Origin of the sequence: Nonomuraea monospora, from assembly GCF_039531895.1 — a bacterium.
GTDB classification, from domain to species: Bacteria; Actinomycetota; Actinomycetes; order Streptosporangiales; family Streptosporangiaceae; genus Nonomuraea; species Nonomuraea monospora.
This window is the reverse complement of the sequence record NZ_BAAAQX010000007.1, coordinates 155,008-179,816: the sequence shown is the minus strand read 5'-3', so window position 1 is coordinate 179,816 and position 24,809 is coordinate 155,008. Positions and strand designations below refer to the sequence as shown.

Sequence of the window (24,809 nt, the reverse complement as noted above, 5' to 3'; positions counted from 1 at the left end):
GCTCTACCGGCGTGACGCCCGAGCGCGGCCAGCCTGCGCCAGGCCCACGGCGGCGCCCCTACAGCTCGTCAGTAGCCGCCCGGCGGCTGCTGCGGGTCGTGTCACCGGGTTGACGAGAGGGCACGGGCGGCGGCGTCCCCCCGAACTCCGGGCACAGCGCCTGATGATCGCACCAGTCGCACAACCGGCTGCGCCGCGCCCGCCACTCGCCGGTCTCCAGCGACCGCTCGATCGCCGCCCACAACGCCATCACCTTGCGCTCGGTGGCCAGCAGGTCGGCCTCGTCCGGCGCGTACCGCAGCACCTCGCCCTGCCCGCCCAGGTAGACGAGCTGCAGCAGCCGCGGCACGCTGCCGCGCAGCCGCCACAGCACCAGCGCGTAGAACTTCATCTGGAACAGCGCCTTGGCCTCGAAGTCGGGCCCGGGCGCACTGCCCGTCTTGTAGTCGACGACCCGGACCTCGCCCGTCGGCGCCACGTCGAGCCGGTCGACGTACCCCCGCAGCATGAGACCGCCGTCGAGCACCGCCTCCACGTACAGCTCGCGCTCGGCGGGCTCCAGGCGCGTCGGGTCTTCCAGGGTGAAGTAGCGGCGCAGCATCTCGCGCGCCTGCGCCAGCCACTCGGCCTGCTCCGCCTCGTCGGCGAACATCTGCGCGTACTGCGGATCGTCGGCCAGCAGCCGCGCCCACTGCGGGTCGAGCAGCTCCAGCGCCGCCTCCACCGAGCGGCTCGGCGCGGGCAGGTCGTACAGGCGCTCCAGCACCGCGTGGACCACCGTGCCGCGCACCGCCGCCTGCGAAGGTTTCTCCGGGAGCTGGTCGATCACCCGGAAGCGGTAGAGCAGCGGACACGTCATGAAATCGCCCGCCCGGGACGGGGAGAGAGCTCCGATGATCACCGGCTCGGTCAATGTCATGCACCGCACTCTAGGTCAAGACCCCGACAGAATAACCTCCGCGCAACGAGGTAGACGTGATCGGGCGCGTAGCATCAAGGCAGCAACAGCACGTAATGGACGTTCAAGGAGTGCGGTGAGCGAGCAGAGCCCGCGGCAGGAGTCCTCCGGCATCCGGATGGGGAAGCCGTTCGGCATTCCGGTGTACGTGTCGTGGACATGGTTCCTGGTGGCCGCGTTCATCACCGTGATGTTCGGGCCGCAGATGCGGCAGATGCTGCCCCAGCTCGACGACTTCGCGGCCTACGGGGTGGCGTTCCTGTTCGCGGTGCTGCTGTACGTCTCGGTGCTGCTGCACGAGCTGGCGCACAGCGTCCTGGCCAAGGCGTACGGCCTGCCGGTCCGCAGGATCACCCTCTACCTGCTCGGCGGCGTGTCCGAGATCGAGAAGGAGCCGCCGACGCCGGGCAAGGAGTTCATGGTCGCCGCGGCGGGCCCGGCCCTCTCGCTCGGCCTGGCCGGGCTCGGCCTCGTCGCCGACGTGTACCTCATCAACGACGGCGGCATCCTGGAGGTGCTCACCTGGCAGCTCTGGTTCGCCAACCTCATCGTCGGCGTCTTCAACCTGCTGCCGGGGCTGCCGCTCGACGGCGGCAGGATGCTGCGCGCCGGCGTGTGGAAGGTGACCCGCAACCCCGGCACCGGCACCGTCGTGGCGGCCTGGGGCGGGCGGGTGCTGGCCGTGCTGCTCGTGGTGTTCCCGGTGGTGAGCGCGCTGTCGGGCGGACGGGAGCTGAGCCTGACCAACCTGGTGTGGCCGCTGGTGCTGGCCTCGTTCATCTGGATGGGGGCGAGCCAGTCGCTGCGCCTGGCCAAGATCAGGGCCAGGATCCCGCAGGTCAACGCGCGCGTCCTGGCCCGCAGGGCGATCCCGGTGACCGCCGAGACGCCGCTGTCGGAGGCGCTGCGGCAGGCCACGGAACGCCACGCGGGCGCGCTCGTCGTCGTCGACCACGACGGCAGGCCCATGGCCATCGTCAACGAGGCCGCCGTCCAGGCCACCCCCGAGCACCGCCGTCCCTGGGTGAACGTGGCCTCCCTGGCCAAGACGCTGGAGCCGCGCATGGTGCTGGCCGCCGGCCTGACGGGAGAGCCACTGATCGAGGCCATGCGCGAGGCGCCCGGCAGCGAGTACCTGCTGGTCGAGGACGGCGGCGAGATCTACGGCGTGCTCTCGACCGCCGACGTGAACCGAGTTTTCAGCGGCGTCTGATTTGTCCCACTCGTTTATGAGGCAACCCCTCGATAGGGTCGTGTCCAGCAGTTTCAGGCGGCCGAAGCCGACCCCCGCGATTTCTGCGATGCCGCGACTGGCCGATAGTGTTCTGTTTGGCCAAACTTGCACAGTTGAGGGGTTCGCCGCGGTCCGCCGGTTCACCGAATCGAGACGAGGGGGCCGCGACACGGCCTCGCCGTCTGGGTATGCGTATGGCTGGTGGCCAGCACGGCAGTGCGGGTGCCGTAACAACGCCGGCTTCCGGGGAGGAGAGTTGAGTGACCGAGCGCAGCGAGGGCACCAATGAGCGCAGCACGGTCGTCATGAAGGAGGACGCATGACCGACCAAGGCTTCGGAGTGGTGCGTCCGCTTCCTGGAAACGGGCTTGTCGCCTACGAAGGCGGGCTGCTGCTGGTGTGCGACTCGGCCGAGTCGGCCGCCGACGCCCTGATCGAGGCGCTGCGCGAGACCGCCGCCTCCGGCGGTGACGGCCGGGCGCTGGCCCGCCGCGCCGCCCAGGTCCTGGCCGCCAACATGGCCTCCGACCCCGCCACCTGCGCGGTCGCCGGCCCCGTCGGCGCCGGCGTCGCCGTCCTCGTCAGCGGCTCCGCCTCGGCCACCATCACCACCTCCGGCGGCGAGACCCGGCTGGCCGGCAGCGACTCCCTGACCTGGGCGGACCGCCTCGTCAACGGCCCCGTCGAACGCGTCGAGCTCAGCCTGCCCGGCGCCGGCAGCCCCCACCCGGCCGTCCGCTTCGACGGCGGCATTGTGCACGGCGGCGGCCTCGTCGGCGACCTCACCGGCGAGTTCACCGGCCGGCCCGCCGCCCCCGCCCAGCCCAGGCTCCTGACCAGCGAGCTGCCTGCCACGGGCTTCCACCTCGAGCCCGACCTCGTCCAGCAGCCCCAGCCCCAGCAGCAGCCCGTCGAGCGCCCGCCGTACCCGATGGCCGACCAGCCGCCCATCGCGCCCGGCCCGCCCTCCGGCCCCCAGCCCGCGCCGATGGAGCCGCCCGCCTACCACACGCCCCAGGAGCCGGCCCCCTACCTGCCGCCGCAGGAGCCCGTCTACCAGGAGCAGCCGCCGTCCCTGCCCGAGCAGCCGCAGTACCCGTCCTACGACGACGTGCCCGCCTCCGGCAACGGCGTCGGCGACCAGCCCGTCCCGCAGCACCTCGGCCCGCCCGACCACTACGACCAGCCCGCGCCGCCCGTGCTCGGCCCGCCCGACCCCTACGACCACCCAGGGCCGCCGCAGCAGGAGCAGCAGGGCGACCACGGCGACCGGCCGCTCGTCTACGGCGTCGACTGCAAGAACGACCACTTCAACGACCCCCGCGTGCCGTACTGCGCGGTGTGCGGCATCGCGCTGGTGCAGCGCACCCTCGTCCCGTACAAGGGGCCGCGCCCTTCGCTCGGCGTCCTCATCCTGGACGACGGCACCGCGCTGCCGCTGGAGAGCGACTACCTCCTCGGCCGTGACCCGGAACGGGCGCCCGAGGTCGCCGGCGGCACCGCCAGGCCCGCCAAGGTCACCAGCCCGGACGGGTCGGTGTCGCGGCGGCATCTGCGGGTGGCGCTCGACGGATGGGACGTGAACCTGGTGGACCTGGGGTCCGTCAACGGGACGCAGATCCAGCCGCCCGGTGACCCGAACTTCTACGACATCCCGCCGAACGAGCCGGTGACGATCGCGCCGGGGACCACCGTCCGGGTGGGGGTGTCCCGGACGCTTCGATTCGAGGCGCACCGGGGGTAGGACCTCGTTCGGCCGCCCGCCTGCGCCGCGTCTTCGGGGTGGTGCGGGCGGCTGGGTGCAGGGCTGTTGTGGGCAGGGATCGCCTGCGCGCCTGGGGTGCGGCCCGCGTCGGCGAGTGTCGGGTACGCGTGCGCGGAGTGCTGTTCATACGCGGTTCGCGGAGGCGGCCGGGCATGCGCGTCTGGCAGGGGCGGCCGGGCATGCGGGCCTCAGGGCGCGTCGGGTGCCGCCAGGAACTCGTGGGCGCCGCGCAGCCGGGTCGTCAGCAGGCGCTGGGTCGCCGAGCAGTCCAGGCGCACCTCCAGCGGCCCCGGCACCCCCGCCTCGGCCCGGCTCCCGGTGCGGAGGCGGGAGGCGTCGAGGCCGTCCCTGCGGGCGATCAGCACACCCAGCTCGTACCGGCTCACCGCGTCGGCCCCCGCCACGTGCAGCACACCAGACAAGCCCCGCTCCGCCACCTCCAGCAGCGCCGCCGCCAGGTCGCCGACGTGGACCGGGCACCGCACGTCGTCGGTGAACAGCGCCCCCTCACGCGCCCCCGTGGCCAGCGACCGCACCAGCGTCTCGTGCACCGACCTGCCGCGCCCGACGATGAGCGACGTCCTGACGATCGCCGCCCCGGGCAGCACGGCCCGTACGGCCGTCTCCGCCGCCGCCTTGGCCGCCCCGTACGGGGTGATCGGGTCGGGCGGGCACGTCTCGTCGTACCGCTCCTGAGCGCCCGAGAAGACCACGTCGCTGGACACCTGCACCAGCCGCCCGCCACCGCGCGCCACTTCCGCGGCCACGTGCGCGGCGCCGTCGGCGGTGGTCGCCCAGTCGGACTGGCGGTAGGCGGCGTTGATCGTCACCTCGGGCGCGAACGTGCCGAGGACGGCGGCCACCTCCTGCCTGGCGCGCAGGTCCAGGGGGAGCCAGGTCGCCTGGCCGGGGTCTCCGGGGCTGGTGCGGTAGGTGGCGGCGACGTCGTGGCCGGCGGTGGCGCATCGTCGTACGAGTTCGCCGCCGAGGAACCCGCTGCCGCCCACGATCAGCACCCTCATGAGCGCTCACGCTATCGGAATGGGCAGGTGAAGGTGACCGCTTACTTCGCTCCACGGCCTTTTAGGGCGGAAAGGTGATATATGCGCATCAAGGGTGCGTTGAGGGGCGGGATGTGTGACGCGTGGAAAGGTGGCGCCCGCGGTTTCGGCGAGGTGGCATGCGGTCCCTGAGTGGCGCGCACGATGGGAGAGGTGTGCGGCGTCCGCGAGGTGAGCCGAGGCGTGGCGCGCGACGGCCACAACGCGCCGCAGACGGGCGTTCCAGGGCCGGGCGGGCGCCCGGAGAGCGCCGCACAGGATGGCGGTTCCGGGCGGAGCCGTGCCCGGAATGGCACCCTGAGGGAGGGCGGCGGGCCGGTGGGGGAGAGGGCGGTGGAGGTTATATTCCGGGAAATCGTGAAATACCGCTAACATCTCGCCTAAACCGTTAAATCGTGAAGATCCTTCAGAAACACCGGAACGGATTCCCGCCCGTTAAGCAGCGCCTCGCCATGAATGCGCTCCCATACCGGCCACCCCCATCCCGGCTTCCGGCCCGCCTCCAAGTCACCGGATCACGGCGGCACCGGTCGGAAAGCCCGTACGCCCCGCAACAGACGCGCAGCCGCCTCACACCCGCTGGCCGCCTCCAGCGCCCGCCCCGCCGCCGTCGCGAACCGTCCCAGCAGATGCTCGTCACCATCGCAGAACCCCCGCCCCGCCACCCACACGAACACGCGGTCGCGCGCCGCCACCGGCACGGGCATGGCCAGGAAGCCGGGCTCGCCCATCGAGACGTCCGGCGGCAGCCGCACCGCGTCGCTGGACGCGGCGAGTTCCTTCAGCACCCCCGACTCGGCCAGCCACCGCCGCAGGCGCAGCGGGTCGCCGGGCGGCGTGTGCACGTGCAGGGGGCAGGCGTCCTGGCGGAGCGCGTCCACGCGGACGAACCCGGCGTAGGCGGTGCCCGCGACGGCGGCGGCGGTGCGCGCCAGCCGGCCGGTCAGCTCCGCCGCCTCCAGGAGGGAGAACGTGGAGAGAAGGTCGCGCATGGCGACATCGACACGGTTGTATGGCATCGCGGAATCCCCTCGGAGCGGAGGGGGCGAGATCGCGCAGCCCGATCGCACGATTCTCGCCTGCGGGTGCCCTGACTATCGCCCTCGACGCGGCCCTTGACTACCCCTCAACAGGAAATCAGAATTTTTGCCAATTTCGGCCCTGCCGTCCGGTCCCGCCGCAACACCGTCGTCACGTCCTGACGCCGTCACCGCACTCCCAGGCAGGTCACCGCGCCCCGGCGGCGGCCGTACGGCACAGAAGCGGGCAGCCGCCACTCCAGGCCGCCTGAGGCGCCCCCGGGCTAGGCCGGGCGCGTGCGCACCCACTGCAGGTCGTCCGCCCGCGTGCCGTCCGGCCGCGGCAGGAACTCCTTGTGCACGCCCTCGCGCCGGAACCCGGTGCGCTCCAGCACCGCGTGCGAGGCCGTGTTGTCCACGTCGGTGCCCGCCACGATCCGGTGCAGGGCCGTGCGCGCGAACGCCCAGTCGGCCAGCAGCCGCACCGCCCGCGTCATGAAGCCGCGCCCGCGGAAGCCGGGCAGCAGCGAGTAGCCGATCATGGCCTGGCCCAGCACCGGCACCACCTGCGTGAGCTGGATGTGCCCGGCGAACTCGCCCGAGGCCGCGTCCCTGATCGCGATCTCGGCCCGCTGGCCCGACAGCCACCAGTAGCCGGTGTAGCGGCAGCGCCGCTCGGCGTCCTCCAGCGAGACGGGCGGCGTCACCGAGTACGCCTGCACGCTCGGCTCGCTCATCATCCGGTGGTAGTCGGCGGCGTCGCCCGGCGCCATCGGGACCAGCCGCACCACCTCGTCGCACAGCTCGCCGTCCCGCGGCGGCGGCAGGTACGGCTCCGCCGCCGGCGCCGCCTCCCCCCGCAGCCTGGCGAACGTCACATAGTCGGCGAAGCGCCCGTCACGCGTCCGCTTCGCCTCCCGCCGCAGCCCCTCCTCGCAGAAACCCGCCCGGTACGCCGCCCGCAGGCTCGCCACGTTCTCCACCTCGGCCTGCAGCTCGACCCGGCGCACCCCCTGGTCGAAGGCCCAGTCGGTGAGCGCGCGCACCGCCGTCGCCGCCACGGCCCTGCCGCGCGCCCACGGCGCCACCACGTAGCCGGTGTCCGACACTCCCTGCCCATCCGGCGGCCCCAGCCACACCAGGCCGGCGAACCGCCCGCCCTCCGTGATCGCGTACTGCGCGCCGCCGTCCTCCCACATCCCTGGCGCGCGGCTCAGGTAGCCGAGGGCGTGGCCCAGCTCGTACGGCTGCGGCAACGACGGCATGAACCTGGCCGTCACCGGATCGTCACACATCTTCACCAGCGGCTCGGCGTCGTCCTGCGAAGGGGGTCGCAGGACGAGGGGGCCGGCCGAGATCACATCACGCGGGAACACCCCCCATAGATACCGTGCGTCAGGACGCGGCCAAAAGCCCTATACCCTTGCCGCCATGGGTTTCCGCAGGCATGGGCCGTTTCAGGCGGGGGATCAGGTGCAGCTCACCGACCCCAAGAACAAGCGCCACACGATCACGCTCAAAGAGGACGGCGTCTTCCACACCCACAAGGGCGCCATCCCGCACAGCGACCTGATCGGGCAGCCTGAAGGCTCCGTCGTGCGCTCCTCCGGCGGCACCCAGTACCTCGCCTTCCGCCACCTCCTGCAGGACTACACGCTCGCCATGCCGCGCGGCGCGGCCGTCATCTACCCCAAGGACGCCTCGATGATCGTCGGCATGGCCGACATCTTCCCCGGCGCCCGCGTCATCGAGGCCGGCGTCGGCTCCGGCGCGCTGACCTGCTTCCTGCTGCGCGCCGTCGGCCCCGAGGGGCACGTCACCTCCTACGAGCGGCGCGAGGAGTTCGCCGAGGTCGCGCGCAAGAACGTCGAGAAGTTCTACGGCGGAGCCATGGACGACAACTGGCGCCTGGTCGTCGGCGACCTGGTGTCCTCGATTGACGAGGCCGACGTCGACCGCGTCATCCTCGACATGCTCGCCCCGTGGGAGTGCGTGGACGCCGCCGCCAAGGCCCTCACGCCGGGCGGCGTGATCTGCTGTTACGTGGCCACGACGACCCAGTTGTCCAAGACGGTCGAGGTGATTCGCGATCACGGGTGTTTCACCGAGCCGCATGCGTGGGAGACCCTGGTTCGCGACTGGCATGTCGAAGGACTCGCCGTAAGGCCCGATCACCGGATGATCGGCCACACCGGGTTCCTCGTCATCGCCCGGCGCATGGCCGACGGCGTGACCCCGCCGCCGCGCCGTCGTCGACCGAAGGGGACCACTGAAGAACTATGACAATTTGGCCACGAGGGTGCGTTGGTGCGTGACACGGGAACAGACCGCCGTGTTCATATGCTGGGAGTATTAAACGCACTATTGGGGATTATTCAACGAATACTGAATGTCACTCTACGAACACTGCCCGGCCAGGTTACGGAGGGGCCCGAGATAGGTAAGGTCCTTAGTAGTCGCTCTCGACTGGGAAGGAGGTGACGGGGCGTGGCAGCTCGCGATGATGCTGAGGCTCGAGCCGCGCAGCGCGAACGGGAGGTCGCTGATCTTTCAACACAGGTCTCCTTCCTCCAGGAGGAGATCACCGCGCTGAGGCGGAAGCTGGCCGAGTCACCCCGTCAGGCCAGGGTCCTCGAAGAGCGTCTCCATGAGGCACAGGCGAATCTCGCGGCCGTGACAGGCCAGAACGAACGCCTGGTGGCGACCCTCAAGGAGGCCAGGGACCAAATCGTCGCACTCAAGGAGGAGGTCGACCGGCTGGCGCAGCCGCCATCCGGCTTCGGCACCTTCCTGGAGGCCAGAGAAGACGGCACGATCGAGGTGTTCACCGGAGGGCGCAAGCTCCGCGTGAACGTCAGCCCAGCCGTCGACGTCGACTCGCTGCGGCGTGGCCAGGAGGTCATGCTCAACGAGGCGCTCAACGTGGTCGAGGCACTCGGCTACGAAGAGGTCGGCGAGATCGTGATGCTCAAGGAACTGCTCGACGAGGGCAAGCGTGCCCTGGTGATCTCGCACGCCGACGAAGAGCGCGTCGTGCGACTGGCCGAGTCGCTGGTCGGCCAGCCCATCAGGGCGGGAGACTCACTCCTGCTCGAACCTCGCTCCGGCTACGTCTACGAGCGGATACCCAAGTCCGAAGTCGAAGAACTCGTGCTCGAAGAGGTTCCCGACATCTCCTACGAGGAGATCGGCGGCCTCATGCGGCAGATCGAGCAGATCAGGGACGCCATCGAGCTTCCCTACCTGCACGCCGACCTGTTCCGCGAGCACAAGCTCCGTCCCCCCAAGGGCGTGCTCCTGTACGGGCCGCCCGGATGCGGCAAGACGCTCATCGCCAAGGCCGTCGCCAACTCCCTGGCCAAGCAGGTCGCGGAGAAGACCGGCCAGTCCGGCAAGAGCTTCTTCCTCAACATCAAGGGCCCGGAGCTGCTCAACAAGTACGTCGGCGAGACCGAGCGGCACATCCGCCTGGTCTTCCAGCGGGCCCGCGAGAAGGCCTCAGAGGGCACCCCGGTGATCGTGTTCTTCGACGAGATGGACTCGATCTTCCGGACCCGAGGCTCCGGCGTGTCCTCCGACGTGGAGAACACCATCGTCCCTCAGCTGCTGTCGGAGATCGACGGCGTCGAGGGCCTGGAGAACGTCATCGTCATCGGCGCCTCCAACCGCGAGGACATGATCGACCCGGCGATCCTGCGGCCCGGCCGCCTGGACGTCAAGATCAAGATCGAGCGGCCGGACGCCGAGGCGGCCAAGGACATCTTCTCCAAGTACCTCGTCTCCGACCTGCCACTGCACCCCGATGACCTCACGGAGCACTCCGAGTCCCGCGAGGCCACCATCGTGGGCATGATCCAGAGCGTCGTCGAGCGCATGTACCAGGAGAGCGAGGAGAACCGCTTCCTGGAGGTGACCTACGCCAACGGCGACAAGGAAGTCCTGTACTTCAAGGACTTCAACTCCGGCGCGATGATCCAGAACATCGTCGACCGGGGCAAGAAGATGGCCATCAAGCAGTTCCTCGAAACCGGCCAGAAGGGCCTGCGGGTGCAGCACCTGCTCACGGCCTGCGTGGACGAGTTCTCCGAGAACGAGGACCTGCCCAACACCACCAACCCCGACGACTGGGCCCGCATCTCCGGCAAGAAGGGCGAGCGGATCGTCTACATCCGCACGCTCGTCTCCGGCAAGCAGGGCACCGAAGCCGGCCGGTCCATCGACACCGTCGCCAACACCGGTCAGTACCTGTAGAACCCCTGGACGGCAGGGCCGGGCGGGCACATCCCGCCCGGCCCTGCCGTCTGTCCGGCTCGTCCGGGTTGTTCCGCAAGGGTGAGGAAGCTCCCCCGCGCAGGACACGCAGAACGCGCGGCGACACGGCCGATACGCATGCACACCACCCCGATGAGGCGCACACTGGCCCTGTGACCACGCTCAAACGAGTAGACGTGCACATCGAAGGCATCGTCCAGGGGGTCGGCTTCCGGCCCTTCGTCTACTCGCTCGCCAACCGGCTCGGCCTCGCCGGACGCGTGCACAACGACGTCAACGGCGTCCACATCGAGGTCGAAGGGGCGCACGACGGCGTCGAGGAGTTCCTCACCGCACTCGAACGCGACGCCCCCGCCCTGTCCGCGATCGAACGCGTCACCGTCGTCAGCGGCGAGCCCGCCGGCCACAGCGGCTTCACCATCGCCACCAGCGACCCCGCGGGCCCCCGCCGCGCCCTCGTCTCCGCCGACACCGCCACCTGCGACGACTGCCTGCGCGAACTCGCCGACCCGGCCGACCGCCGCCACCGCTACCCGTTCATCAACTGCACCAACTGCGGCCCCCGCTTCACCATCGTGCGCGGCGTCCCCTACGACCGGCTCATGACCACCATGGCCGGATACGGCATGTGCGGCGACTGCGCCCGCGAATACCACGACCCCGGCGACCGCCGCTACCACGCCCAGCCCACCTGCTGCCCCGCCTGCGGGCCCCGGCTGCTGCTGCGCGACCAGCGCGGCACCGAGCTGTGCGGCGACCCCGTCGCCTGCGCCGCCGTCCTCCTGCGCGCCGGACGCGTCGTCGCCGTCAAAGGCCTCGGCGGCTACCACCTCGCCGTCACCGCCTCCGACGAACGCGCCACCGCCGCCCTGCGCGGACGCAAGCACCGAGAGGAAAAGCCGTTCGCCGTCATGGCCGCCGACCTCGCCCAGGCCCGCCGGATCGCGCACGCCGACGACACCGCCGCAGCCCTCCTCACCGGCCGCGCCCGCCCCATCGTGCTGCTGCCCCGCCGCGACGGCGCCCCCGTCGCCCCCTCCGTCGCGCCCGGCAACCGCAGCCTCGGGATCATGCTCCCCTACACGGCCCTGCACCACCTCCTGCTCGCGGAACTCGCCGAACCCATCGTCCTGACCAGCGGCAACGTCTCCGACGAGCCCATCGCCTACGAGGACGACGACGCCCTCACCCGCCTCGCCGGCATCGCCGACGCCTTCCTCACCCACGACCGCGCCATCCACCTGCGCGCCGACGACTCCGTCATCCGCCCCCTGCCCGGCGCCGTCACCGTGCTGCGCCGCGCCCGCGGCTACGCCCCGGAACCCCTTGCCCTGCGCAGACCCGTCCCCAGGCCCGTCCTCGCCTGCGGCGCCGAGCTGAAAAGCACCTTCTGCCTGGCCCAAGGCCGGCGCGCCTTCGTCTCCCCGCACATCGGCGACCTCGAGAACCACGAGACGCTGCGCTCCTTCATCGAAGGCATCGACCACTACTGCGGCCTGTTCGACATCCGCCCCGAGATCGTCGCCCACGACCTGCACCCCGGCTACCTGTCCACCCAGCACGCCCTCGACATCCGCGGCGTCGACCACGTCGGCGTCCAGCACCACCACGCCCACATCGCCTCCTGCCTCGCCGACAACGGCGACCCCGGCCCCGTGATCGGCGTGGCCTTCGACGGGCTCGGCCACGGCACCGACGGCACCCTGTGGGGCGGCGAGTTCCTGCGCGCCGACCTCACCGGCTACGAACGCCTCGGCCACCTCGCCCAGGTCCCCATGCCGGGCGGTGCCGCCGCCGTCCGGCAGCCCTGGCGGATGACCGCCGCCTACCTGCGCGACCAGCACCCCGGCCTCGCCGTCGCCGAACGCAACGCCGGCCACTGGGCCGACGCCCTGCGGCTCGCGGACGACGCCCCCCTCACCTCCAGCGCCGGCCGCCTCTTCGACGCCGTCTCCGCGCTCCTCGGCGTCCGCGACAAGATCACCTACGAGGGGCAGGCCGCCATCGAGCTCGAACAACGCGCCGACCCCTCCGAAACCGGCGCCTACGACGCCGCCGTCACCACCGCCCCCGGCGGGCCCCTCATCGTCGAAGGCGGCGACCTCGTCCGCGCCGCCGCCGCCGACCTCGCCGCCGGCACCGACCCCGGAGTCATCGCCGGACGCTTCCACAACGGCGTCGCCGCCGCCATCACCCGCACCTGCGTCGCCCTCCGCCAGAGCACCGGGCTCACCGCCGTCGCCCTGTCGGGCGGCGTCTTCCAGAACGCCCTGCTCCTCGACCGCACCGTCCAGCGGCTGCGGGCGGCGGGGTTCCGGGTGCTCAAGCACGTACGGGTGCCGCCCAACGACGGCGGGCTCAGCCTCGGCCAGGCCGCCGTCGCCGCCGCCCAGGACCAGCGCTGACGGGGGCCCGGCCACACCGGCGCCCGCCCCAGGGCCGCAGACCGGGCCCGCCTAGCATGGCGATCATGGAATACCTCAACCCCGGCCGCACCCCGTACACCGGCCAGGACCGCACCCTCATCGGCGTCCAGCACGCCCGCCAGGCCCGCGCCCACTTCGCCCGCCACCCCGCCTACCGCCCCACCCCCGTCCACCGCATCCCCGGCCTCGGCGGAGCCGGCGCCGCCTACGTCAAGGACGAGAGCGGCCGCATGGGCCTGGGCAGCTTCAAGGCGCTCGGCGGCGCGTACGCCGTGCACCTGCTCGCGGAACGCGACGGCGGCGGCGCGCCGTTCGTGTGCGCCAGCGCGGGCAACCACGGCCTCTCGGTGGCCGCCGGCGCCGCCGAGATCGGCGTGCCGTGCGTCGTGCACCTGAGCGAAGGCGTCCCCGAGGCGTTCGCGGAGCGGCTGCGCGCACTCGGCGCGCAGGTGCGGCGCACCGGCCACGACTACGAGGCCAGTATGGCCGCCGCCATGGCCGCCGCCCAGGAGCACGGCTGGCGGCTCGTGGCCGACAGCTCATGGGACGGCTACACCAGCGTCCCCCTGGACGTCATGCGCGGCTACAGCGTCCTGTTCGACGAACTGTCCGGCCCCGGCGCGTTCCCGCCCCCAGAAGGGGCCACAGGCCCGCACGACGGCGCCCCCACCCACGTGTTCGTGCAGGCGGGCGTCGGCGGGCTCGCCGCCGCGGCGGCCGGGTACGTACGCGACCGGTGGGGCGAGCAGCCGAAGATCGTCGTCGTGGAGCCGGACGGCGCGCCCTGCCTCATCGAAAGCGCCCGCGCCGGCGAGCCCACCCGCGTCGCCGGCCACCTGACCACCCTCGGCAGGCTCGACTGCCGCGAACCCTCACTCCTCGCGCACCGCCTCCTGTCCCACCTCGCCGACCTCTACGTCACCATCACCGACGAGCAGGCCGCCGCGGCCACCCGCCTGCTCGCCGCGCACGGCGTCGCCCTGTCCGGCTGCGGCGCCGCCGGAGCCGCCGGGCTGCTCGCCCTCACGCCCGCCGCCCGCGACGCGCTCCGCCTCGACGACGCCGCACGCGTGATGCTCGTGGGAACCGAGGGACCCGTGGAACCGAAGTGATCGAAGTGACGTCTAAGGGGGCGTGCAACAGCCCAACCGGTCCCGGTCCAGACACGCCCGAGGAGACGGCCGGTTGGCCGAGCTCGACCTGCTGCGCTTCCTCGCCGCCCTCGCGGTCGTCGCCTTCCACTACCTGGTCGCCTACGCCTCCGTCTGGGGAGACCGGCCCGCCGAGCTGTTCCCCGCCTTAGCCCCCTTCGCCGGGCTCGGCATCCTCGGCGTCGAACTGTTCTTCATCATCAGCGGCTTCGTCATCCTCATGACCGTGTGGGGGCGCGGGCTCGGCGCGTTCGCCCGGTCCAGGCTCGTCCGCCTCTACCCCGCCTACTGGCTCAGCCTGGCCGCCGTCGCCGCCCTCTACGGCCTCACCGGAGCCAAGGCGCTCGACCCAAAACTTTCCCCAGGTGAGTACCTGCTGAACGCCAGCATGTTCCAGCGGCTGTTCAAGGTCACCGACGCCAGCGGCGTCTACTGGTCGCTCTGGGCCGAGCTGCGCTTCTACCTGCTGATCGCCATCCTGGTCATCGCCGGCGTCACCCGCGCGCGCGTCCTGACCTTCGGCGGCGTCTGGCTCGCCGCCGCACTCGGCGTCAAACTCCTCGACGAGAACGACCTCGCCGTGCCGGACGTCGTCCGCGAGACCGTCATGCCCGCATACGCCGGGTACTTCGTCGCCGGCATGGCCCTCTACCTCGTGCACAAGCGCGGCGGCGGGTGGCTGCCCTGGCTCTACGTCGCCGCCGCCTACGGGCTTTCGCTGCATTCCGCCCTCGGCCGCGTACACGGCCGCATCGAGCAGGCCGGGTTCAAGAACATGCCCGTCACGGACCTCAGCGTGATCATCACCCTCACGCTGATCTTCGCCGTGATGGCCCTCATGGCGCTCGGGATGCTCCGCATGCGGAGCTCACGCCTGCTCGCCGCGCTCGGCGGCACGACATACCCGCTTTACCTCTTCCATAGCGTCATCGCCGTGGCCCTCATCCCGCTGCTCACCGGCGACCTGCCCCCCTGGGCCGTCGCCACGATCACGACACTGGTGTCGATTCTCGTGTCGTATCTCGTCTACTCCTTTGCCGAACGCCCCATCCAGCGGCTACTCAAGCCCCGCAGACCTACACAAACCCCACCAGCTCCCGCCGTACAGATGGAAAAGACGTCGGTGCCATAACTCTGTGGCCCTGGGGCACTGTGAAGGGCATAGGCTCGGGCATATAAACGGCGGATAGACAGACCCGGACGAACAGAGGGTGTTGCATGACGGTGCGTCGGGTGATGGGCATCGAGACCGAGTACGGCATCTCCGTACCCGGCCAGCCAGGCGCCAACGCGATGGTGACCTCCTCACAGGTCGTGAACGCCTACCTGGCCGCCTCGGCGGCCCGCGCGCGCAGAGCACGATGGGACTTCGAGGAGGAGAACCCGCTCCGCGACGCGCGCGGCTTCGACCTCGCAAGGGAAGTGGCAGACCCCAGCCAGCTCACCGACGAGGATCTCGGCCTGGCCAACGTCATCCTCACCAACGGAGCCAGGCTCTACGTCGACCACGCCCACCCCGAATACAGCTCGCCCGAATGCACCAACCCACGGGCAGCCGTCATCTGGGACAAAGCAGGCGAAAGAGTGATGTACGACGCCGCCACCCGCGCGTCAGCCATCCCCTCCAACGCCCCCATCCAGCTCTACAAGAACAACACCGACGCCAAAGGCGCCTCCTACGGCTGCCACGAGAACTACCTCATGCGGCGCGCCACCCCCTTCGCCGACATCGTCAGGCACCTCACCCCCTTCTTCGTCTCCCGGCAAGTCGTCGTCGGCGCCGGCAAGGTAGGCATCGGACAGGATTCGCGCGGCGAAGGCTTCCAGATCAGCCAGCGCGCCGACTTCTTCGAAGTCGAAGTCGGCCTCGAAACCACCCTCAAACGCCCCATCATCAACACCCGCGACGAACCCCACGCCGACCCCGAGAAATACCGGCGACTCCACGTCATCATCGGCGACGCCAACATGTCCGAGATCTCCACCTACCTCAAACTCGGCACCACGGCACTCGTCCTCGCCATGATCGAAGAGGGCTTCCTCAGCCGCGACCTCGCCGTCGAAAACCCCGTACAGGCACTCAGGGCCGTCTCCCACGACCCCACCTGCCGCTACGAGATCCCCATGCGCGACGGACGCAAGCTCACCGCCATCCAGCTCCAGATGGAATACCTCGAACAAGCCCGCAAATACGTCGAAGAACGCGGCACCGCCCAGGACGAGATGAACAAGGACATCCTCGACCGCTGGGAATCCGTCCTCACCCGCCTCGCCGAAGACCCCATGCAACTCGCCCGCGAGCTCGACTGGGTCGCCAAACTCGAACTCCTCGAGGGCTACCGCAGCCGCGACGGCCTCAACTGGTCCCACCCCAGACTCCAGCTCGTCGACCTCCAGTACTCCGACATCCGGCCCGACCGAGGCCTCTACAACCGCCTCGTCGCCCGCGGCCGCATGCAACGCCTCGTCACCGAGGAAGAGGTCCAGCGCGCCGTCGAACACCCGCCCAACGACACCCGCGCCTACTTCCGCGGCCGATGCCTGCGCCAGTACAGCGAATCCGTCGCCGCCGCCTCCTGGGACTCCGTCATCTTCGACATCCCCGGACGCGAATCACTCCAGCGCGTCCCCACCCTCGAACCGCTGCGCGGCACCAAAGCCCACGTCGGCGAGCTCTTCGACCGCTGCAAGACCGCCGCCGACCTCGTCTCCGCCCTCACCGGCGGCGACTGACCCACCAGGGTGGCGGGACCCTCACCGGCGGCCTCTGGACGCCCGGGGGACCCTCGCGGGCGGCGAACGACCACCTGACGCCCAGGGATCGGCCCACTCACAGCAGGCCGATCCCCAGCATCAGCGTGCCCGCCGCCAGGCACACCCCGCCCGCCACCGTCAGATAGATCAGCCTGCTCGGCTTCGTGTCGCCAGGACGCACCACCGACAGGAAGAAACCCAGCGGCATCAGGATCGGCGCCGCCACGATCAGCGCCCGCGTCAGCGCCTTCAGCGCCTCCGGCAACCCCGACTGGTCCACGTACACCATCGCCACCAGCGCGAACAGCACCAGCACGCCCGCATGCGCGTGCCCCGCCCGCCACAGGCCGCGACGGACCGGGTTGTCCAGGTAACCGGGAACGTTCCGCATGAGAAGCCGCAGCAGCGTCACGCCGCCGTAGCCCACTCCGGGGACTGTGATGAGGAGCACACCCGCCGTGCTCAGGGGCGAAGGGGACATCTGAACCTCCTGTCGGTACGGGGGTTCATTGTTGGATAGGAATGCTATCTAGTCAAGTGGGCAAGATCGCTGGGCGTTCGGCGCGAAATGTCGGCCCGTTCGGGGAAGATATGCCTAGAGGCAGTCCCCCAAGCGGAGGTAGGACATGGCAACCAAGGACACCGGCGGGCAGAAGCAGGCCGGGCGGCGCGAGTCCGAAGTCGAGGAGACCGAGGCTTCGGCGGCGCCGGATGTGCAGGAGCGTCAGGAGAAGCTCACTGACGATGTCGACGCAATTCTGGACGAAATCGACGAAGTTCTCGAAGAGAACGCAGAGGAATTCGTGAGATCATACGTCCAAAAGGGCGGAGAGTAGGGCAAAACGGACATCTGAAAGGAGGGAAATCGGGTGGAAACGCCGGGTGGCGTGAAGAGGTGTCCGGACTGTGGTGAAGTCAAGGCGATCGCTGAGTTCGGGCTCAACAAGCGGCTGCCTGATGGGCGGGCCCGGTATTGCAGGGCCTGCTTTCGGCGGCGGTCCACCCAGAGCTATCGCAAGCGGAAGGCCGAGCAAGGGAAGGTCGTCCGCGAGGCGATCCCCGTTCCAGAGGGGTCCAAGTATTGTCCGCGCTGTGAGGAGATCAAGTCAGTCGCGGAATTCGGCAGTAATCGCTCGACGGCTTCCGGGCTGACTGCTTACTGCAAACCGTGCCACGCCATCGTGGCTCGCGAGAACAAGATTAAGAATCACGGTAGCGAGCGGAATTACATGCTCCAGCACCGTTACGGCATCACAGAGGACGACTTCGTGCGCATGCTCGCCCGTCAGGGCGGGCTCTGCGCCATCTGCCGGGTCGTCCCCGGCACGTTCGTCGACCACTGCCACACGACCGGCCAGGTCCGCGGCGTTCTCTGTTTCAACTGCAACAACGGGCTCGGTCATTTCGGCGACAACACGGTGTTGCTGGAGCTGGCCGCGCTCTATCTGGGCGGGGAGGTGCTCTGGCCGGAGTTCGTGGTGTTGCCGGAGGCGCGGGGTGAGGTTCCGGTGGCGCGGACGCGGACGTATCACCTGTCGCAGCGTTATCGGATGCGGCATGAGGATGTGGAGCGGATGATTTCGGCGCAGCACGGTTTGTGCGTGGTGTGCTGGGATCGGCCGCCCGAGCATGTGGATCATTGTCATCGGACGGGTGCGGTCCGGTTCGCGTTGTGTTTGCCGTGCAATACGGGGATCGGGCAGTTCCGGGATGACGAGGCGGTGGTGTGGCGGGCGCTGTCGTACATCGAGGCGACTGTCGAGGATTTCGGCGAGGAGTTGCCGTTCTCGGATGAGGAGCTCGTGGAGCTGGCGAGGGCGGAGGAGGAGCTTCGGTCGGAGTTCTATGGGTCGGTGACGCGGGTGGGGTGAGTTTCAGTCTTCGGGCATCGTGTATTCGACGGCCACGCCGATGAGGCGGACGGGGTGGGTGAGGTCGTGGCGGTCGAGGATGTCGAGGGCGGTCTGGGTGATGAGGTGCGCGTCGGTCGTGGGGGCGGGGAGTTTTGACTGGCGGGTGCGGGTGTGGAACGGCGTGGTGCGGATCTTGACGGAGACGCGGGTGATCTGGCGGCCGGCTTCGGCGGCGTCCTGGGTGACGTGTTGGGCGAGGGCGGTGAGGTGGCGGGTGAGGTCGGTTCTGTCGGTGAGGTCGTGGGGGAAGGTGGTTTCGCGGCTGTGGCCGCGGGCGATCCAGGGTGTGGTGACGATTTCGGCTTCGCCTTTGCCGTGGGCGAGGTAGCGGTACCAGGGGCCGTTGGTGGGGCCGAAGTGGCGGGCCAGGTCGGCGGGGTCGGCGGCGGCGAGTTGGGCGACGGTGTGCAGGCCGAGGGCGGCGAGTTTTCTGGAGGTGCGGGCGCCGATGCCCCAGAGGGCGTCGGTGGGCCGGTGGTTCATGGTCTGGGCCCAGTTGTCGGTGGTGAGGCGGTGGATGCCGGCGGGTTTGGCGAAGGCGGAGGCGAGTTTGGCCTGGTGTTTGTTGTCGCCGATGCCGATGGAGCAGTCGAGGTGGGTGCGGGCGCGTACGGCGTGCTGGAGGTCGGCTGCGAGGGTTTCCGGGTTGTCGGTGGTGGCGCCGAGGAAGGCTTCGTCCCAGCCCCAGACTTCGACGAGGATGGGGAATTCGCGTAGGACGGCCATGACGCGGGCTGAGGCGGCTTCGTAGGCGGGTGGGTCGCTGGGCAGGAAGACGGCGTCGGGGCAGCGGCGCTGGGCGGTGCGGAGTGGCATGCCGGAGTGGATGCCGTGTTGGCGGGCCTCGTAGGTGGCGGTGGCGGCGACGGTGCGGGGCTGGGTGGGGTCGCCTGTGCCGCCGACGATGACGGGTTTGCCGCGGAGTTCGGGGTGGCGCAGGAGTTCGACGGCGGCGATGAACTGGTCGAGGTCGAGGTGCAGGATCCAGTTCCTGGTGGCCATGTGTTCAGTATGGCGGGGTGTTCAGAGGGTGGTGAGGAGGGTGTCGTCGCGGTAGAGGAGGGCTCGGCGGGGGGTGGCCGAGGCGGGGGTGCCGGGGGGTGGTTCTTCGCCTTCGGGGACGACGAGCTGGATGTGGGGTCCGGTGGGGGTTTCGAGGGTGACGAGGGTGTGGGTGCCGAGGTTTTCGAGGACGGAGATGACGCCGGGGAAGGCGTCGGGGCGTTCGGTGGGGGAGAGGGTCATGTATTCGGGGCGTACGCCGTAGGTGAGGTTGTCGCCGCTATGGAGGGGGCCGGGGAGTGGCAGGGTGGCGCCGGCGACGTGGAGTGCGGCGGGGGTGGCGCGGGCGGGGAGGAGGTTCATGGGGGTGGAGCCGATGAAGGAGGCGACGAACGTGGTGGCGGGGCGGTGGAAGATCTCGGCGGGGGTGGCGACCTGGATCATGCGGCCGTCGGACATGACGGCGATGCGGTCGGCGAGTGCGAGGGCTTCTGCTTGGTCGTGGGTGACGAAGACGGTGGTGACGGCGAGTTCGCGCTGGAGGCGTTTGAGGAAGGTGCGGGCTTCGAGGCGGAGGCGGGCGTCGAGGTTGGAGAGGGGTTCGTCGAAGAGGAAGGCGGTGGGGTGGCAGGCGATGGCGCGGGCGAGTGCGACGCGTTGCTGCTGGCCGCCGGAGAGTTCGGCGGGGCGGCGGTGGAGGAGGTCGGTGAGGCTGAGCCGGGCGGCGACGCCGGCGGCTTTGGTGGCGCGTTCGGCGCGGGGGATCTTCTTGATGCGCAGGGGGTAGGCGATGTTGGCGGTGACGTCCATGTGGGGGAAGATCGCGTAGTCCTGGAAGACCATGGCGACGTCGCGTTGTCCTGGGGGCAGGTCGGTGACGTTTCTGTCGTCGATGTGGACGGTGCCGCGGGTGGGGGTCTCGAGTCCGGCGATGGTGCGCAGGAGGGTGGTCTTGCCGCAGCCTGAGGGGCCGAGGAGGGCGAAGAATTCGCCGTCGGCGATGGTGAGGTGGATGTCGTCGAGGGCGTGGACTCCGCCGGGGAAGATCTTGGTGAGGGCGTGCAGGGTGATCACCGTTTGATTCCTCCGTGGAAGCGGAAGCCGTAGCGCTGTGAGACGAAGAGGTACATGGCGACGACGGGCAGCGAGTAGAGCAGTGAGAAGGTGGCGATGAGGTCGAGCTTGGGGGCGCCGCCTTCGGTGTAGAGGGTGTAGAGGATGACGGAGCCGGGGGCTTTGGCGGGGTCTCTGAGCAGGATGAACTGGAAGAGGAAGCCGCCCCAGACGCTGGCGAGCGCCCAGACGGCGATGGTGGCGAGGCCGGGTCTGACGAGGGGGACGACGATGTGGCGCAGGATCTGCAGGGGGCCGGCGCCGAAGACGCGGGCGGATTCCTCGTAGGAGGTGGGGGTGTCGTCCATGAAGTCCTTGAGGATGAAGATGGCGGCGGGCAGCAGGCCGCCGGAGACGACGAGGACGACGCCGAGGTGGGTGTCGATGAGGTCGAGGCGGGTGGCCAGTTCGAAGATGGGGACCATGGCGGCGGTGCCGGTGACGACGGACGACAGCAGGAGCAGCAGGTAGAGGAGGGCGTCGCGGCCGGGTACGCGGACGCGGGAGAGGGCGTAGGCGGCGAGTGCGGCCAGGACGACGACGAGGGCGGCGGCGCCTCCGCCTTGGATGAGGGAGTTGCGGATGGAGCCGAGGGCGTAGGGGTTGTCGAGGATGGCGGCGAAGTTGCGGAGGGTGAATTCGGGGATGGTGGTGGTGATGGCGGGGGTGTCGTCGAAGGGGGCGCTGGCGAGCCAGAGCATGGGCAGGGTGAAGAAGGCGAGGACGACGGCGATGAAGAGGGTGGCGGTGAGCCTGCCGACGGTGTGGCGGATCATGTGACGGGCTCCCGGCGGGTGGTCATGCGGGCGGGGTCGCGGTGGCGGCGGTTTTCTGCTGGCGGCGGCGGCCGCGCAGGAGCCGCAGGTAGACCAGGGCGAAGACGAGGTTGATGAGCAGGATGAGGAAGGAGATGGCGGCTCCGGCGCCGAGCTGGCCGTCTCTGAGGGCGACGCGGTAGACGTACACGGGCAGGATTTCTGAGCGGCCCTCGGGGCCGCCGCCGGTGAGGACGAACGGCGTGAAGTCGTTGAACGTCCACAGGCTGATGAGCAGGAGGTTCGTCAGGATGTGGCGGCGGATGAGGGGCAGGACGACGTCGCGCAGCTGCTGCGGGACGCTGGCGCCCGCGAGGCGGGCGGTCTCGAGGTGGGAGGGCGGCACGTTCTCCAGCGCGGCGGAGTAGAGCATCATGCTGAACGCGGTGCCGCGCCACACGTTGAACACGATGATGGACAGCAGCGGGTGGTCGAGCAGCCAGGCGAAGCCGGGGGTGTGCAGGAGGGCGTTGAGCGTCCCGTCGTCGCGGTCGAGGAGTGCGAACCAGAGGAAGCCGACGACGGTGCTGGGCAGGATCCAGGCCAGCAGGACGACGCCTTCGACGGTGCGGCGCAGGGGGCCTTGGCGGGTGCGCAGCACCCAGGCGAGGGTGAAGCCGAGCCCGGCCTGGCCGATGACGGCGGAGCCGCCGACGTACAGGACGGTGAGCCACAGCGACGACAGGAAGCGGGGGTCGGTGAGGGCGCCGGTGTAGTTGTCGGCGCCGACGATCTGGGGGTCGGCGGCGGCCAGGCCGGTGAGGCGGTAGTCGGTGAGGCCGAGGTAGATGGTCCACAGGGCGGGGAAGAGCAGGAAGACGGCGATGAGGGTGACGGCGGGCAGGACGAACGCGATCGCCCTGCCCTTGCCGAGCCCTGCCGCGTCAGCCGCTGATGTTGGCCGCGCCACCGACGATTCCCTCCAGCGTGCTCTGGTAGGCGGTGGCGGCCTGGTCGGGGCTCCGGCCGGCGACGACGGCGGCGGTGGCCTCCTGCAGGGCGGTGGAGACCTGCGAGTAGACGGCGACGCCCGGCCGGTAGGCGGTGATGGGCAGCACCTCGTCGGCGATGTACTTGAGCATGGGGTCGGCGGTGAGGACCTCGTCGTTGACGTCGGTGCGGGCGCTGATGCGTGCCTGTCCGGCGAGTTGCGCCTTGGTGGCGGCGGCTGAGTGCATGAAGGCGAGCAGGTCCCAGGCGAGCCTGGGGTTCTTGGAGAACGGGTTGAGCACGCGGACGGCGCCGCCCGACATGCTGACGAAGTCCTGGCCGCGGATGCCGCCGCCGGGCTCCTTGGCGGGGATCTTGGCGTAGCCGACGGCCTGGTCGCGGTTCTTCATGGGGGCGACCCCGGCCTGGGGTTCGATGACGGAGCGCCAGAAGTAGTCGCTCTCGGCGAGGATGCCGATCTTGCCTTCCGCGAACTGGGCGAAGGACTTGTCGCGGCCTTTGGCCTCCTGCTGGAGTTTGGGGTCGCCGAGGCCGCTGCCGCCGTAGACCTGCTGGTAGAAGCCGAGGGCGTCCTTGAGTGGCTGTGCGGCGCCCGTCCACTTGCCGCCGGTGTAGACCTCGGCTCCGGCGCCGGCGAGCAGGGGAAGGAGGCCCTGCATGGTGGTGGCCTCGCCCATGGCGGTGCCGGCGTTGAGCTGGATGGGGGTGGGGACTCCGGCGGTCTTGAGCCGGGTTCCGGCGTCGATGATGTCGCGCCAGCTCGCGGGCTGCCAGGTGGCGGGCAGGCCGGCCTTCTGGAACAGGGTCTTGTTGTAGAACAGGACGCGGCCGTCGGTGCCCTGGGGCAGGCCGTACTTCTTGCCGTCGAAGATGCCGAGGCCCTGCACGGCCTGGGGGATCTGGGCCCAGCCCTCCCATTGCTCGACGGTGGCGCCGCCGACCTCGGTGAGGGGTTTGATGTAGCCGGCCTGGGCGAACTCGCCGACCCAGATGCCGTCGAGGTCGATCACGTCGGCGCCGGTCCGTGACTTGAGGTCGAGCGCGATCCTGGTCTTGTACTGCTCGTCGTCGACGCCGCTGCCCTGGAACAGGACCTTGACGTTGGGGTGGCTCTTCTCGAACTCGGGGATCACCCACTGCTTGATCCACTGTGCGGACTCGGCGTTCTTGCCGCCTTCGATGGAGTTGGCGGCGATGGTGAGGGTGACGCTGCTCTCGCCGGAGCCGCCGCCGGTGCCGCAGGAGGTGAGGGCGAGTGCGGCGATGACCCCGATCAGCGCGGGTCGGCTGGGGAGTCGCATTGTCGGCCTCCTGTTCAGGACGTGCAGACATACCGACAATCGCATGGGCGGTGGCGGCCGTAAAGAAACGATCTGAACACGGGCCGCTGGCGCATAGGGGGCTTATAGGGCCTTTTCGGACCGCTGTGATGGGTGGTTCGCCGTGAGCTGATCGTGGGAAGTGCAGACAACAACCCAACATGAGTAGGGTCGCCCTAGGAACACTGAACGTTTGGAGGGAGTCGCGTGGCATCGCACAGGGATCTGCCCGTCGGCTTGGTGAACCATCTTTTCCAGAACACCGGAAGTTCCTCGTTCACCGAGTTTGTCGGCTCGTACGCGCCTGACTTGCTGCCGCGGCGGGATGAGGTGCTGGCCACGCCGATCGGTGACCAGGTTCCGCACGCGACCACGATCGTGGCCGCCACGTTCGCCGGCGGCGTGATCATGGCAGGCGACCGGCGGGCGACGTCGGGCAACATCATCTCGCAGCGAGACGTGGAGAAGGTGTTCCGCGCCGACGACTACTCGTGCATGGGCATCGCCGGCACGGCCAGCACGGGCATCGAGTTCGCCCGCCTCTACCGGGTGGAGCTGGAGCACTACGAGAAGGTCGAGGGCCGGTCGATGTCGGTCCAGGGCAAGGCCAACCGGCTCGCCACCATGATCAGGGGCAACCTGGCCATGGCGATGCAGGGGCTGGTGGTGGTGCCGCTGTTCGCCGCCTACGACCCCGACAAGGACGAGGGGCGCATCTTCAGCTACGACGTGGCGGGCGGGCCCTACGAGCGGGAGAGGTTCGACGCGATCGGGTCCGGCTCGATCTTCGCGCGGGGGTCGCTGAAGAAGCTCTACCGCGACGGGGCGTCGGCCGACGACATGGTGATGACGCTGATCCAGGCGCTGTACGACGCCGCCGACGACGACTCGGCGACCGGCGGGCCGGACGTGACGAGGAAGATCTGGCCCATCGTGTCGGTGATCGACGCCGACGGCTTCCGCCGCCTGTCGCAGGACGAGGTCTCCGGCTACGTCGAGCAGATGCTGGACGCCCGCCTCATCTCGCCCGACGGCCCCATCGCCCCGCTGCGCTAG

21 protein-coding genes are annotated in these 24,809 nt (G+C 70.0%); 11 read left to right on the top strand and 10 right to left on the bottom strand.

Going from position 1 to position 24,809, the window contains the following annotated elements:
- Positions 1-58: 58 nt before the first annotated feature.
- Positions 59-919, bottom strand: a complete 861-nt coding sequence (locus ABD331_RS16125; RefSeq protein WP_344475321.1) for a RecB family exonuclease — start codon at positions 917-919, stop codon at positions 59-61.
- 115 nt (positions 920-1,034) lie between these two features.
- Between ABD331_RS16125 and ABD331_RS16120 the strand changes: the two genes are divergently transcribed.
- Together ABD331_RS16120 and ABD331_RS16115 are read left to right on the top strand one after the other, a co-directional pair.
- Complete coding sequence (locus ABD331_RS16120; RefSeq protein WP_344475320.1) at positions 1,035-2,171, top strand: site-2 protease family protein; 1,137 nt, start codon at positions 1,035-1,037, stop codon at positions 2,169-2,171.
- A gap of 340 nt (positions 2,172-2,511) precedes the next feature.
- Complete coding sequence (locus ABD331_RS16115) at positions 2,512-3,936, top strand: FHA domain-containing protein (protein WP_344475318.1); 1,425 nt, start codon at positions 2,512-2,514, stop codon at positions 3,934-3,936.
- A gap of 209 nt (positions 3,937-4,145) precedes the next feature.
- Here the strand turns inward: ABD331_RS16115 and ABD331_RS16110 are convergent, their stop codons facing one another.
- From ABD331_RS16110 to ABD331_RS16100, 3 genes are all read right to left on the bottom strand, one after another.
- Entirely contained in the window at positions 4,146-4,979 is an 834-nt protein-coding gene (locus tag ABD331_RS16110) for an SDR family oxidoreductase (protein WP_344475316.1), read from the bottom strand.
- Between the two features lie 554 nt (positions 4,980-5,533).
- On the bottom strand, positions 5,534-6,037 hold the full coding sequence (locus ABD331_RS16105) for a hypothetical protein (RefSeq protein ID WP_344475314.1): 504 nt from the start codon (positions 6,035-6,037) through the stop codon (positions 5,534-5,536).
- A 284-nt stretch (positions 6,038-6,321) separates the two neighbouring features.
- Positions 6,322-7,413 carry a GNAT family N-acetyltransferase gene (locus ABD331_RS16100; RefSeq protein WP_344475312.1) on the bottom strand — a complete coding sequence of 364 codons (1,092 nt, stop codon included), beginning with the start codon at positions 7,411-7,413 and terminating at the stop codon, positions 6,322-6,324.
- 55 nt (positions 7,414-7,468) lie between these two features.
- On the opposite strand from ABD331_RS16100, the gene ABD331_RS16095 reads away from it, so the two are divergent.
- The 6 genes from ABD331_RS16095 to dop all read left to right on the top strand — a co-directional run bounded on the left by ABD331_RS16095 (position 7,469) and on the right by dop (position 16,619).
- Positions 7,469-8,320 carry a tRNA (adenine-N1)-methyltransferase gene (locus ABD331_RS16095; RefSeq protein WP_344475310.1) on the top strand — a complete coding sequence of 284 codons (852 nt, stop codon included), beginning with the start codon at positions 7,469-7,471 and terminating at the stop codon, positions 8,318-8,320.
- A gap of 204 nt (positions 8,321-8,524) precedes the next feature.
- Entirely contained in the window at positions 8,525-10,288 is a 1,764-nt protein-coding gene (gene arc, locus ABD331_RS16090) for a proteasome ATPase (RefSeq protein ID WP_344475308.1), read from the top strand.
- Positions 10,289-10,485: 197 nt separating this feature from the next.
- A complete protein-coding gene (hypF, locus tag ABD331_RS16085) occupies positions 10,486-12,714 on the top strand; it encodes a carbamoyltransferase HypF (RefSeq protein WP_344475306.1) in 2,229 nt (742 codons plus the stop codon).
- A 65-nt stretch (positions 12,715-12,779) separates the two neighbouring features.
- Complete coding sequence (locus ABD331_RS16080) at positions 12,780-13,847, top strand: pyridoxal-phosphate dependent enzyme (RefSeq protein WP_344475303.1); 1,068 nt, start codon at positions 12,780-12,782, stop codon at positions 13,845-13,847.
- A gap of 73 nt (positions 13,848-13,920) precedes the next feature.
- Positions 13,921-15,018 carry an acyltransferase family protein gene (locus ABD331_RS16075; RefSeq protein ID WP_344475301.1) on the top strand — a complete coding sequence of 366 codons (1,098 nt, stop codon included), beginning with the start codon at positions 13,921-13,923 and terminating at the stop codon, positions 15,016-15,018.
- Between the two features lie 86 nt (positions 15,019-15,104).
- The gene (dop, locus tag ABD331_RS16070) at positions 15,105-16,619 is read left to right on the top strand and encodes a depupylase/deamidase Dop (RefSeq protein WP_344475299.1); all 1,515 of its coding nucleotides are present in this window, start codon (positions 15,105-15,107) and stop codon (positions 16,617-16,619) included.
- A gap of 97 nt (positions 16,620-16,716) precedes the next feature.
- On the opposite strand, the gene ABD331_RS16065 is transcribed toward dop, so the two are convergent.
- Positions 16,717-17,121 carry a hypothetical protein gene (locus tag ABD331_RS16065; RefSeq protein WP_344475297.1) on the bottom strand — a complete coding sequence of 135 codons (405 nt, stop codon included), beginning with the start codon at positions 17,119-17,121 and terminating at the stop codon, positions 16,717-16,719.
- Positions 17,122-17,266: 145 nt separating this feature from the next.
- Here ABD331_RS16065 and ABD331_RS16060 point away from each other — a divergent pair, with 145 nt between their 5' ends.
- Both ABD331_RS16060 and ABD331_RS16055 read left to right on the top strand, forming a co-directional pair.
- The gene (locus tag ABD331_RS16060; RefSeq protein ID WP_148432818.1) at positions 17,267-17,476 is read left to right on the top strand and encodes a ubiquitin-like protein Pup; all 210 of its coding nucleotides are present in this window, start codon (positions 17,267-17,269) and stop codon (positions 17,474-17,476) included.
- A 33-nt stretch (positions 17,477-17,509) separates the two neighbouring features.
- Positions 17,510-18,511: an endonuclease domain-containing protein gene (locus ABD331_RS16055; protein ID WP_344475294.1), complete on the top strand. Its 1,002-nt coding sequence runs from the start codon at positions 17,510-17,512 to the stop codon at positions 18,509-18,511.
- A gap of 3 nt (positions 18,512-18,514) precedes the next feature.
- On the opposite strand, the gene ABD331_RS16050 is transcribed toward ABD331_RS16055, so the two are convergent.
- The 5 genes from ABD331_RS16050 to ABD331_RS16030 are packed head-to-tail and all read right to left on the bottom strand — an operon-like array spanning position 18,515 to position 23,735.
- Positions 18,515-19,555: a DNA polymerase IV gene (locus tag ABD331_RS16050; protein ID WP_344475293.1), complete on the bottom strand. Its 1,041-nt coding sequence runs from the start codon at positions 19,553-19,555 to the stop codon at positions 18,515-18,517.
- A 21-nt stretch (positions 19,556-19,576) separates the two neighbouring features.
- The gene (locus ABD331_RS16045; RefSeq protein ID WP_344475291.1) at positions 19,577-20,629 is read right to left on the bottom strand and encodes an ABC transporter ATP-binding protein; all 1,053 of its coding nucleotides are present in this window, start codon (positions 20,627-20,629) and stop codon (positions 19,577-19,579) included.
- On the bottom strand, positions 20,626-21,444 hold the full coding sequence (locus ABD331_RS16040; protein ID WP_344475289.1) for a carbohydrate ABC transporter permease: 819 nt from the start codon (positions 21,442-21,444) through the stop codon (positions 20,626-20,628). The genes ABD331_RS16045 and ABD331_RS16040 overlap by 4 nt, the downstream gene beginning before the upstream one ends.
- Positions 21,445-21,466: 22 nt before the next feature.
- Positions 21,467-22,393, bottom strand: coding sequence for a carbohydrate ABC transporter permease (locus ABD331_RS16035; RefSeq protein ID WP_344475287.1), 927 nt, complete (start codon positions 22,391-22,393; stop codon positions 21,467-21,469).
- On the bottom strand, positions 22,368-23,735 hold the full coding sequence (locus ABD331_RS16030; protein WP_344475285.1) for an extracellular solute-binding protein: 1,368 nt from the start codon (positions 23,733-23,735) through the stop codon (positions 22,368-22,370). The genes ABD331_RS16035 and ABD331_RS16030 overlap by 26 nt, the downstream gene beginning before the upstream one ends.
- A gap of 225 nt (positions 23,736-23,960) precedes the next feature.
- Between ABD331_RS16030 and prcB the strand changes: the two genes are divergently transcribed.
- Entirely contained in the window at positions 23,961-24,809 is an 849-nt protein-coding gene (gene prcB, locus ABD331_RS16025) for a proteasome subunit beta (RefSeq protein ID WP_344475283.1), read from the top strand.

Coding starts and splice junctions, on each gene's coding strand:
- ABD331_RS16095 (WP_344475310.1), top strand. CDS start 7,469: ATGGGTTTCCGCAGGCATGGGCCGTTTCAGGCGGGGGATCAGGTGCAG.
- ABD331_RS16115 (WP_344475318.1), top strand. CDS start 2,512: ATGACCGACCAAGGCTTCGGAGTGGTGCGTCCGCTTCCTGGAAACGGG.
- ABD331_RS16110 (WP_344475316.1), bottom strand. CDS start 4,979: ATGAGGGTGCTGATCGTGGGCGGCAGCGGGTTCCTCGGCGGCGAACTC.
- ABD331_RS16065 (WP_344475297.1), bottom strand. CDS start 17,121: ATGTCCCCTTCGCCCCTGAGCACGGCGGGTGTGCTCCTCATCACAGTC.
- ABD331_RS16105 (WP_344475314.1), bottom strand. CDS start 6,037: ATGCCATACAACCGTGTCGATGTCGCCATGCGCGACCTTCTCTCCACG.
- ABD331_RS16040 (WP_344475289.1), bottom strand. CDS start 21,444: ATGATCCGCCACACCGTCGGCAGGCTCACCGCCACCCTCTTCATCGCC.
- ABD331_RS16060 (WP_148432818.1), top strand. CDS start 17,267: ATGGCAACCAAGGACACCGGCGGGCAGAAGCAGGCCGGGCGGCGCGAG.
- ABD331_RS16080 (WP_344475303.1), top strand. CDS start 12,780: ATGGAATACCTCAACCCCGGCCGCACCCCGTACACCGGCCAGGACCGC.
- ABD331_RS16050 (WP_344475293.1), bottom strand. CDS start 19,555: ATGGCCACCAGGAACTGGATCCTGCACCTCGACCTCGACCAGTTCATC.
- dop (WP_344475299.1), top strand. CDS start 15,105: ATGACGGTGCGTCGGGTGATGGGCATCGAGACCGAGTACGGCATCTCC.
- ABD331_RS16030 (WP_344475285.1), bottom strand. CDS start 23,735: ATGCGACTCCCCAGCCGACCCGCGCTGATCGGGGTCATCGCCGCACTC.
- ABD331_RS16125 (WP_344475321.1), bottom strand. CDS start 919: ATGACATTGACCGAGCCGGTGATCATCGGAGCTCTCTCCCCGTCCCGG.